The 9,882-nt window shown below is 58.3% G+C and carries 9 protein-coding genes; 2 read left to right on the plus strand and 7 right to left on the minus strand.

Translation table 11 applies throughout. The features are described from left to right. Positions 1 to 143 precede the first annotated feature (143 nt). Both H8B02_RS40855 and trpD read right to left on the minus strand, forming a co-directional pair. On the minus strand, positions 144 to 326 hold the full coding sequence (locus H8B02_RS40855; RefSeq protein ID WP_229171350.1) for a hypothetical protein: 183 nt from the start codon (positions 324 to 326) through the stop codon (positions 144 to 146). 260 nt (positions 327 to 586) lie between these two features. Continuing rightward, a complete protein-coding gene (gene trpD, locus H8B02_RS40860) occupies positions 587 to 1,594 on the minus strand; it encodes an anthranilate phosphoribosyltransferase (RefSeq protein WP_229171351.1) in 1,008 nt (335 codons plus the stop codon). Between the two features lie 486 nt (positions 1,595 to 2,080). On the opposite strand from trpD, the gene H8B02_RS40865 reads away from it, so the two are divergent. Beyond that, on the plus strand, positions 2,081 to 2,230 hold the full coding sequence (locus tag H8B02_RS40865; RefSeq protein WP_229171352.1) for a hypothetical protein: 150 nt from the start codon (positions 2,081 to 2,083) through the stop codon (positions 2,228 to 2,230). Between the two features lie 65 nt (positions 2,231 to 2,295). Here the strand turns inward: H8B02_RS40865 and H8B02_RS40870 are convergent, their stop codons facing one another. From H8B02_RS40870 to H8B02_RS40885, 4 genes are all read right to left on the minus strand, one after another. Then, positions 2,296 to 3,903 (minus strand): acyl-CoA carboxylase subunit beta, encoded by a 1,608-nt coding sequence (locus tag H8B02_RS40870; RefSeq protein WP_229183939.1) that lies wholly within the window; start codon positions 3,901 to 3,903, stop codon positions 2,296 to 2,298. 1 nt (position 3,904) lies between these two features. Then, complete coding sequence (locus tag H8B02_RS48725; protein ID WP_229171354.1) at positions 3,905 to 4,408, minus strand: acyl-CoA carboxylase biotin carboxyl carrier protein subunit; 504 nt, start codon at positions 4,406 to 4,408, stop codon at positions 3,905 to 3,907. Between the two features lies 1 nt (position 4,409). Then, entirely contained in the window at positions 4,410 to 5,879 is a 1,470-nt protein-coding gene (locus H8B02_RS40880; RefSeq protein WP_229171355.1) for an acetyl-CoA carboxylase biotin carboxylase subunit, read from the minus strand. A gap of 160 nt (positions 5,880 to 6,039) precedes the next feature. Further along, positions 6,040 to 6,339, minus strand: a complete 300-nt coding sequence (locus H8B02_RS40885; protein ID WP_229171356.1) for a hypothetical protein — start codon at positions 6,337 to 6,339, stop codon at positions 6,040 to 6,042. 936 nt (positions 6,340 to 7,275) lie between these two features. On the opposite strand from H8B02_RS40885, the gene H8B02_RS40890 reads away from it, so the two are divergent. Continuing rightward, a complete protein-coding gene (locus H8B02_RS40890) occupies positions 7,276 to 7,488 on the plus strand; it encodes a hypothetical protein (protein WP_229171357.1) in 213 nt (70 codons plus the stop codon). Positions 7,489 to 9,470: 1,982 nt separating this feature from the next. On the opposite strand, the gene H8B02_RS40895 is transcribed toward H8B02_RS40890, so the two are convergent. Beyond that, positions 9,471 to 9,882, minus strand: a 412-nt coding sequence (locus H8B02_RS40895) for a TCP-1/cpn60 chaperonin family protein (protein ID WP_283842307.1), incomplete at its 5' end; no start/stop codon positions are given.

The raw sequence follows: 9,882 nt of genomic DNA on the forward strand, positions 1-9,882 counted from the left end.
GCGAGGAGGCTTCCTGCTTGGGGAGCGCCCTATTGAAAGCACGTAGCGGTGGCGACGCGCAGTTCTGCCTGCTGCGCTGATCGCGACGACACGTCCATGAGCAGCCCGGTCGGATTTGTCCGGATGTAGCAGCATCAGCGCGCCTAATGTACTCTCAAGAGAACACGCTTTTTCGCATCGAGAAGATGCTCATCGAGCGTCGCGTGCAGCGCAGCTCGCAGCTCCGGCTGGATCGAACCATCCGTGTCGATCAATTCCCGAAACTTTCGAATGATGTGTTCTATCATTGCGATAGATCCGAACGTTTCCATATCCTGTGAGGACATCCTCGAATATCTCCTTTTTGAGTGCAGCGCGCGCGACTTCGTCGCGGGCCCCGACTTCAACGGTTTGCCGCAACAGCTCTTGCCGATGAAGAAGGTTGCCTCTGGCGCCGCGTGCTTAAGGCGAATTGTTTGGTCACGACGCTAGCAGGCGCACCCTCTTCGAGATCTCGCAGAAGCAACGCGCATTCGCGGCTGCAATCCCTTCGCGCTTGTGAGCGTCGGCCATGGTCGGAATATCGGAACGTCGACCAACTCGGCTGTCACGCGTTGGAAACCGCGATCAGGCGCTTCAGTCGAGCGGCTGCGGCGCCGCGATCAAGCGAGTCTTGCCCAAGTGCAACGCCTTCCTGCAGCGTCGAGGCCCGGCCGGCCACGATCAATGCCGCCGCCGCGTTCAAAAGCGCGGCGTCGCGAAATCGACTTGGTGCGCCATCGAGCATGCTTTGCAGCGCGGCTGCTCCGGCATCGCCGCTCTCCAGCACCTCCTCGCGGCAGCGGGGGAGCCCGGCTTCTTCCGGCGTCACTTCGAAGGTGCGGACTGTACCCGCCTCAAGTGCGGCAACAAAGGTCTGTCCGGTGAGGGTTATTTCGTCGAGCCCGTCCGAGCCATGAACCACCCATGCCGATTCGCCACCAAGGTTCTTCAATACGTAGGCCAGAGGCTGGACCCATTCGCGAGAGAATACCCCGACGATCTGCCGCTTGACCCTGGCCGGATTGGACAGAGGTCCGATTAGATTTAAGATCGTGTGGGTCCCAAGTGCGGTCCGGATCTGGCCAATGCGCTGCATCGCCGGATAACGGGCCGACGCAAACATGAAGCCGATGCCGGCTTCGTGCACACAACGGGCAACGGCTTCGGGCTTGAGATCAATCTTCACGCCGAGGCGCGCCAACACGCCTGCGGCACCCGAACCCGAGGACACAGCGCGGTTGACATGCTTGGCGACAGGAACGCCGGCCCCGGCGACGATAAACGAGGCGCACGTCGACACGTTGACCGAACACATAGGGGCGTCGCTCGTGCCGGCGATATCGATGGGGTCGCATGCCGCCTCGACCCGCGGCATTCTACTCCGCATCGCGGAGGCTGCGCCGGTGACTTCTTCGACCGTTTCGCCGCGGACCCGCATTCCCATCAACAAGCCGCCGATCTGCGAGGGAGTCGCGTGGCCCGACATCATGCTGTCAAAGGCTAACGCGGTTTCGTCACGCGTCAGAGTGGAGCCGGTGGCAACTTTGCCAATGATCGATTTGAGCGCTTCCATCGAACTTTACACGGTCCCTATCCAAACCTTAGGCTCGTCCGTTCAACGGGGTCTTTCGTTGAAGAGATATCGCATTGGTTGCATCGAAGCAGCTGGCCGCCCCATCCGCGCGCGGCTGATACTTCATTGACCCTTGCGTATCGGTCGGTTGAGCGCAGGGGGGCCGGGTGAGGCTACAACCTGACGCTACGTGAGGGTCAAGCGCACCATTTCGTGGTACCGTCCAAAGGAGATCGCCGGCCAAGGACAACAGTGCAGGCGCGTGGACGCCAGCACCAACAATAATGTCTCGCGCCGGCGCTCGCCGCGGCCGCCTCTTGATCGCGGTATCCCGACCCGATGCACCGCATCCTTCGAAGCCGTTCAGGTCTGCGGGCGCCTCCGTCGTGGAGCGTTGAAGGGGCGCTCGCGACAAACCGGCTCCGCCAGATTGTAAATGAATTGCGCAGAACGCGCCCCGAACATCGTAGAGCGGCTGAGAGCATCATGGACCCGCCGGAGCGTGCGTTCGTTCAAACGAGTCAGGGGAGAACCACGCCCCAATTTGCAGTGCTGATAGAAACACAAGGCAATCTCGGCATCGCCACGTTGTGGAATGAAATGCGTTCGAGCATGGCGGAATCGGTCACCACGTGAACTCTACCTTCGGACGGTCGCCGAAGGTGGCATGTCTCGAGCCGGACATCGTGTTCGGTCCTGCTTTACAGTCGGAATACGCCGTACTGCGGCGTGTCGGCTGGCGCATTGAGCGAAGCGCTCAATGCGATTGCGAGGGCGGTTCTGGTGTCGACAGGATCAAGGATACCGTCGTCCCAGAGCTCGGAGGTCGCATAATAGGCGCTCGATCGCTCGCGATATTGCTCAAGAATTGGTTCTCGAATGGCTGCCAATTCCTGCTCGGAGAGGCGTCCGTCCACGCGAGCCAATTGTCTCGCCTTGACGTGGGTGAGAACGCCTGCAGCCTGGTCGGCGCCCATCGCAGATATCTGAGAATTCGGCCAGCTGAACACAAATCGAGGATCAAACGCGCGTCCCGACATAGCGTAAGTTCCCGCGCCGTGCGAGCTATTACAAACGATCGTAAACTTCGGCACGGACGCTCCGGACACAGCCATGATCAGCTTGGCGCCATCCTTGGTGATCCCACCCCGCTCATATTCGCGGCCAACCATGAAGCCCGTGACGTTCTGCAGGAAGAGCAGGGGCGTTCGGTTCTTGTCGCATAATTGGATGAAATGAGCGCCCTTCAGCGAACTATCGCTGAACAGCACGCCGTTATTGGCAAGGATCCCGACTTGATATCCATAAAGCTGCGCAAAGCCACACACGAGTGATGTCCCGTAGCGCGGCTGGTACTCATGAAATCGGCTGCCATCGACCAGACGGGCGATGATCTCTCGCATGTCGAACTGCGCTCGTGCGTCCTTTGGAATGATACCGTAAAGTTCGGATGCACTATAGGCGGGCGGTTCAGGGGCGACTCGATCGATCCAGGGTTTCGCCGGCTGGTGGAAGCGAGCGACGACGTCGCGTGCAATCGCAATTGCATGCATCTCGGACCTTGCGAAGTAGTCACTGGTGCCCGACACGCTGGTATGCATGAGGGCGCCGCCAAGGTCTTCGGCGGACACTTGTTCCCCGGTGGCAGCCTTTACGACCGGGGGGCCGCCGAGAAAAATCGCTCCCGTACCTTCGACCATAATGTTGTATTCACTAAGCGCCGGGACGTAGGCCCCTGCCGCGGTGCAATGGCCCATGACGATGGCGACCTGCGGCACTCCCATCTTCGAGAGAATGGATTGATTCCGGAGAATTCGACCGGCGTGGTAGCGATCAGCAAAGAATTCCGCTTGCAAAGGGAGGAATCCGCCAGCGCAGTCGCACAGATGAACCATCGGCAGACGGTTTTCGATGGCGATATCTAAGGCGCGCACGATCTTCTTGACCGAGAGCGGATACCATGCGCCGCTTTTCACGCTGGCATCGTCGGCGTGAACAATCACCTCGCGACCCGCTACAATGCCGATGCCGACGACCTGCGCGGCGCCGGGCACCTCGCCGTCGTATGCCTTGTTGGCGGCCAGCGTGGAAAGCTCCAGAAACGGGGTTTCCGGATCGAGCAAAGCTTCGACTCGCTCGCGAACAAACAGCTTATTCTGTCGACGCAGTCGCTCGAAGTCCCGCTCGGGCCGGTGGAACCGGGCGGCGCGTTGACGTTCCTTCAATTCGGCCGCAAGTTGTCTGTTATGGAGGTCGTTGCGACGAAACGCTTGCGAGTTCACGTCCGCAACGGAACCGATCCGCTGCATTTCAGCGCCCTTCTTTGGAGAGCGTGACCAGCACAGCGTCATGCTCGAAGCTCTCGCCTTCCTTGACGTGAACCCGATCGACGATGCCATCCTGTGGTGAGCGTATGATCGTTTCCAGCTTCATGCTCTCAATCGTCATCAGCGCCATTCCCGCTGAGACTGATTGACCAGGCGAAACGGTGGTCGCAACAACTACGCCAGGCATCGGCGCCCGGGCGATTAGAGGGCGCGTTCCGTCATTCGCGGGAGCGAGCGTTCGCAACGGGTCAATGTAACGCAAAATACGGGCTCTGCCGCGTATATGTAGATGAATGAGCTCGCCCTCGATGGCGAACCTGACCGGTTCGCTCTCACCCGCAATCGTCAGGATACCGCTACTCTCACTGTGATAAGTGAATGCGACGGGGGTAATCACTTGGTCACGCAAATGGAGCCGGTAGCCCTGCTGGCTGTTTGAAAGCCATAGCCTATGGTCTACGCCGTCGATCTCGAATGAGTGATGCACGTCAATTCCTCCAGCTGCCGAGTGCTGCGTGAAGCTCTGGCACGGCGTTTGCGGAAGCGCGCACCGGTCCCGTCAGGAGAGCGGCGCATGCCAGGAACGCGGACAGTCCGGTAGCAAAGTTGCCCGCTGCGAGATGTGGGTTTTCTTCAAGGTATCCCGTATGGAACTGACCGCCGAGAAATGCCTCGTCAGCCAGGATCCGGGCGAGCAAGCTTGCGTTGGTCTCGCACCCGAGTAGAACAAGCTCTCGAACCGCGCGATGGGCTTTCAGAGCAGCCTCTGCGCGGGTTGGTGCATGCACGATGATCTTTGCGAGCATCGGATCAAATGCCGGCGTGATGCGCTGACCTTGCATGATGCCGCTATCGATCCGTACGCCATCCGGATATTCGAGAAGAAGTACGTTGCCAGTGGTTGGGACGTATCCACGTTCGGGAGCCTCCGCGTACAGCCTGAGCTCGATTGCATGCCCATTCGAAGCAATATCGGATTGCGAAAGTGCAAGTTCGCGGCCCGCGGCGGCATAGACTTGTTCGGCGATCAGATCGACGCCGGTAATCATCTCGGTCACTGGATGCTCAACTTGAAGGCGAGTGTTCATTTCGAGAAAGTAGAACTCGTCTTCGCTGAGAATGAACTCAACCGTTCCAGCATTTTGATATTGCGCTGCACGGGCGATGCCGACAGCGGCTTCGCAAATCCGTGTCCGCAATTCTGGTGACAGCGCGGGCGAGGGCGTCTCCTCGATGATCTTCTGGAAGCGCCGCTGCACCGAGCACTCGCGCTCGAAGAGATGGATCAAGTTACCGAAGGCGTCGCCGAGCACCTGTACTTCAATGTGCCGCTGGAGTTCGACATATCGTTCGACATAAAGTCGGCTATCTCCAAAGTAGCGGCGCGCTTCACTGCGCGCCTGCTCAATGGCTGCCTCCAATGTATTGAGGTCGCGTACAATCCGCATGCCCTTGCCGCCACCGCCCCCTGATGGCTTAACGAGCAAAGGAACTCCAACAGCCGTCGCTCTCGAAACGAATGTCGCTGGATCGTCTTCTTCGATGGCGCAAGGCGCGACTGGAAAGCCGTTCCGCTGAACGAAATTGCGAGCCCGGATCTTGTCCCCCATTAGGTCGATGATTTCCGGAGCAGGCCCGATGAAGGTAATACCGGCCTTTATCACAGCCCTGGCGAACTCCGCGTTCTCGGAAAGCAATCCGTAACCCGGATGCAGCGCCCCAGCGCTCGCCTTGCGGGCGGCACCGATGATCTGCGCGATGTCCAGGTAGCTCGCGATCGGCGAGCGGCCGCTGATCGGAATCGCTAAGTCGGCCATGGAGACAGCGGGGCTCAGGGCGTCAGCCTCGTGGTAGGCAATTGCAGAACGAAGTCCGAGCTTGCGCAGCGTTTTGATGATTCGTGCAGCTATCTCGCCCCTATTGGCGATCAGAACTGTATTGAATGGGAATTTGTGCATTTGCCTATCCGGACAAGCGCGCTCGGGCCAGAGCTTCTGTCAGTTGTGAGCGATTGACGCCACTCTCGATGGCCGCGCTTTTCACTTGCCCTGGTGCTAGGTCGGGCTGGAGCCATTTCTGAGCGTGAGCTGATCGGGCACCGGCATTGTTGGCGATCCGTCACTTCGATTCGCTGTTTTTCTTGCCAGTATCTCGTACGGAGATCACGTAACGACATTGCTGGCTGAGGCTCGCTTGCTTGGATCTGAGACAAGAAGTGATGGCGACACGATCTGGTATTTGGCTGCTACACAGGCGGAACACATCCTCCATGCAAGCCTCGTTCTCCTCTGCGGTCGGCGCCTGGTCGCGCGCGTTCAATGGCTCGGGGATTACAGCTGTCATTGCGACAGCAAGGGCGATCGCGCAGTGGCTGGCGTTGAGGAGCGAAGCCAAACGGATTCGTTGGTTTTGAGTCATGATATCCCTTCAAGTCGATGGGGCTGTGGTTATTTACCGGCGTGAAGCGCAAGATGACCTGTCGACCGGGAAACAGGCCGGGGTCGCAATTCCCAATACCTGTTAGGAAGCGTCTCAATTGTCGGAGGTGGTCCCCACTTGTTTAGGATCGTACAATCTGACGCGACGTGCGATTCAAGCCCCTTCGTGGGCCCAATCGTCTGAAGATATTTGGGATGTGCATATTCCGTGTACAGTCTTACACGTGCGGCAGGGCGAGGGCGTCTCAGCTGGAAGAGCGCACCTAGTGTTTCTGAACTGCGGTTTTGCATGGCGCGGGGCAGCACAAGCATCAGCCACCGCGTAGCCATTGGTGTGACTGTCGGCTTACGCCACCGAGGCCACGAGCGTCGCTGTTACGCAATCATACGCAGCGCCGGTGTCGCATTTCTTTGATGTGCGAATTGCATGCTCACCGCTATGAATCCGATCCAGTCTTTCTGGTGAACCGCATATCGGCCTATGGCTTCCGGCTGAACGACATAGAATATTATGATGTCTGTAACTTCCTCCATTTCAAGAAAGAGCAATCCTGAGTAAATAGTCAGAATAGTGCCGACCGTGCCCGGAAATTTAGATCTTAGATCATCGACGTCAGCCGGATCAGGCAAGCAGCGGGAGAGGGCGGCCGCCAATTGCAAAGCCGGCACCTTGTGGCGACGAAAAGCGCGCCGAACAAGCCAAGCCGAGACCAGTGACCCTCCGCCGATCAAGACGGTGCCCGGTCCGGAGTTTTCTTTGATCTTCCCTCCTGCCGCCTACGATGAAGCAGAGATCATCCCTCCCAGCCTTGGCGTTTCGAGGCAAAGCGGCCTGTGCGGCTTTCTTGAGACTGTGTCGTCCAAGTCACCAAAGGGCTTGAGCTTCGGCCTATGTTCGCCCGAAGCGAGGATTTCCATGTACGATATCTACTTGAACGAACGGAATGACCTTCTCGTCGTTCCTCGAGGCAATTCCATTCCCATCGATTTGAACAGGAACTGGCGGAAGAAGCGCTTCGTACGCTCGGTCAGCGAGCAAATCCGCGAAGACGTCCGGATGAATGGCTACCATCGGCGAAAGTTGCCACTAAGTCGTTCGATGAAAACGTTAACTGACAAGCCAGCTTGATCTACAAACAAGGGGTGATCGGCAAATAAATTGCAAGCGGTCGTATATTCGCGGAGGTTTCATTTCCGGACCGGCTGGCGCGCCGAGAACACCGAACCTCCGTCACAGCCAGCGGCACGGCAAGCGATCGCCTACCACAAGCAGGACTTTACTTTAGTCAGCGCGGCTTCCGCGCCTCAGTGGTCCGCATGGTGTGTACGTTTTTGAGGCCATGCCGAGACGGGAGCCAATTTTAGGAACAGCGGGCTTGGATTCCGGTCCAGCAGCCCCGTCAGAATCCAGGCGAGGTAGTTCAAAAAGCAGAATCCGGTTCATCAAGTCATCAGCAGTCCAAAACTTAAACGATCGCGCCCTGTCCCCTCTACGGCGCGCCGCTCAACGAGCGGCTTTGCAGGCTACTTGGCTTCTTCCTCCCTCTCGCAAAACAAGGCGATGCGATCAATAACGTGTTAGTCCGGACAGGTGAGGTAGGCCAAGGTCGAGCATCAGTCTCTGCCCCGAGTAATGTTTGCCTCCGAATTTTCAAAAACAGAAATCAGTGAGCAAACCGGGCGGGCCCGGATTATGATACCTGCCGGTCGCTGACAATTCTTCGTCGAGATTCACACGCGTTTATTTCCGGAACCCAAATTCATTCCGATCATACGAACAGTGGGCAGGTAATTTTCATTTCGTATTTTTTCAGCCCTAGTACGGCCGCTGATTTCGGCGACCGGCGGTCCGGCGATCTCAGCTTGGCCCCAGCTTGAACTCCTCGCTGGGGCCGCTTCTTTTATGAAACTTATTGATGCGTTATGGCTGAGAGGGGCACTGCTGGAGAGTCTTGTTCTTGCTGTCGTTACTGGTGGTCGGCGCCGTTCTTTCTGAACCGCGGATGAGGTTTTACACGGGGCCACGGCGAACGGGTATCTGGAAGCTGAGGAAGCAAAGACACTGGGGTCCGCCGAGCTGGTCTTATGACTTCGCTGGTCGGGCAGCTCGACGATGCTAGAAACCGTCGCGTCTGTCAAAGCTCTTGGCCCACGTGAGGGATCGGGAGACCGCAGCTCGGTTGGCGTAAAGCTTAAGAAATTGCACATCGCGCGCGGCTTCGTCCAGAGCGGCCTTTTGCCATTGCCTCTACAGCCTGGACAACGCGCCGGCGCGCTGCCTGATTTTGTTCGATCGAAATGCGCGCAGTAATCGAATATCTCTGCTGCGTCTCGAGCGAGTTGCTCCTTCGTCAAAAATCATTCCCTGACCTGCCTGACCTTTTGCTCCCTCAGCATCAATTCCATAACATGCTGACACACACATTCTAGGATTGATCTGGATCATCAATTAATAGGACAGTGCATGCCGAATTGAGGGACGCGATAGGCGCAGTCGATGAACACGCGCTCATGGTACATCATTGATTTGCGGTGGTTGGTCGGCGGAGCCCATCCAGGAGACGAGATGAAGCGCACAATCGGCGCACTTTCCGCAGCATACCTTATTTTCGACGACTGCCATTCTCGCGGATGGCGCTTCGGACAAGTCGTCCGGCCATGAGATGCAAATACGAGGTCTAATAAGGGCACCCCGGCGCTTCGGACGGCGCGGCAAATAGGAAATGCAGGCAAGAGGTCGAAAGCCAGCCCCCCGGCGCATCCGATGCGCTCCTGGTCGGACGACGGGTCGAACACTGGAGTGAAAAGAGGCAACTCCAGGTGATCCAAATGGCAAGTAAGCCAGGCTCGCCACCGCTGTACTGGGGCCCGATTCATCCCGCGTGAAGGCTCAGCGCCGCTGAGACAATGGTCAGGCCAAGCAACTTAAGTCTGGGTCGGACCGCCGCTGATATGGATAGGTCGATGGTTTGGGCCATTCGGGTCTCGGGGCCAACTGCCGATCCAGCTCCAGGCTGGCAACGGCTGCCGTCGTTGCAAGCTTGCCCGAAGTCGAAAACCCTGGCATTGCTGCCAGGGTTCTGCCTGTCATCGATGCTTTGAGAGGCTGGATCAGAAGTCCATGCCGCCCATGCCGCCGCCCGGAGGCATTGCGGGACCGGCCGCGATCTTCTTCGGCAGTTCGGCAACCATCGCTTCCGTCGTGATCAGCAGCGCCGCCACAGAGGAGGCGTTCTGGACCGCGATGCGTACGACCTTGGTCGGGTCGATGATGCCCTTGGAGACGAGGTTGCTGTACTCGCCAGTCTGCGCATCGAAGCCGTAAGAGTACTGATCCTTCTCTAGGACTTTGCCGACCACCACCGAGCCGTCTTCACCGGCGTTGATAGCGATCTGGCGGGCCGGCCAGGACAGCGCCTTACGCACGATCTCGACGCCGGTCTTCTGGTCGTCGTTCTTGGTGCGCAGTCCCTTGAGCTGCTCGGATGCACGGAGCAGGGCGACGCCGCCGCCCGGCAAGATA

This window comes from Bradyrhizobium altum, from assembly GCF_020889705.1.
GTDB lineage: Bacteria > Pseudomonadota > Alphaproteobacteria > Rhizobiales > Xanthobacteraceae > Bradyrhizobium > Bradyrhizobium altum.

Coding starts and splice junctions, on each gene's coding strand:
- H8B02_RS40855 (WP_229171350.1), bottom strand. CDS start 326: ATGTCCTCACAGGATATGGAAACGTTCGGATCTATCGCAATGATAGAA.
- trpD (WP_229171351.1), bottom strand. CDS start 1,594: ATGGAAGCGCTCAAATCGATCATTGGCAAAGTTGCCACCGGCTCCACT.
- H8B02_RS40865 (WP_229171352.1), top strand. CDS start 2,081: ATGGACCCGCCGGAGCGTGCGTTCGTTCAAACGAGTCAGGGGAGAACC.
- H8B02_RS40870 (WP_229183939.1), bottom strand. CDS start 3,903: ATGCAGCGGATCGGTTCCGTTGCGGACGTGAACTCGCAAGCGTTTCGT.
- H8B02_RS40880 (WP_229171355.1), bottom strand. CDS start 5,879: ATGCACAAATTCCCATTCAATACAGTTCTGATCGCCAATAGGGGCGAG.
- H8B02_RS40885 (WP_229171356.1), bottom strand. CDS start 6,339: ATGACTCAAAACCAACGAATCCGTTTGGCTTCGCTCCTCAACGCCAGC.
- H8B02_RS40890 (WP_229171357.1), top strand. CDS start 7,276: ATGTACGATATCTACTTGAACGAACGGAATGACCTTCTCGTCGTTCCT.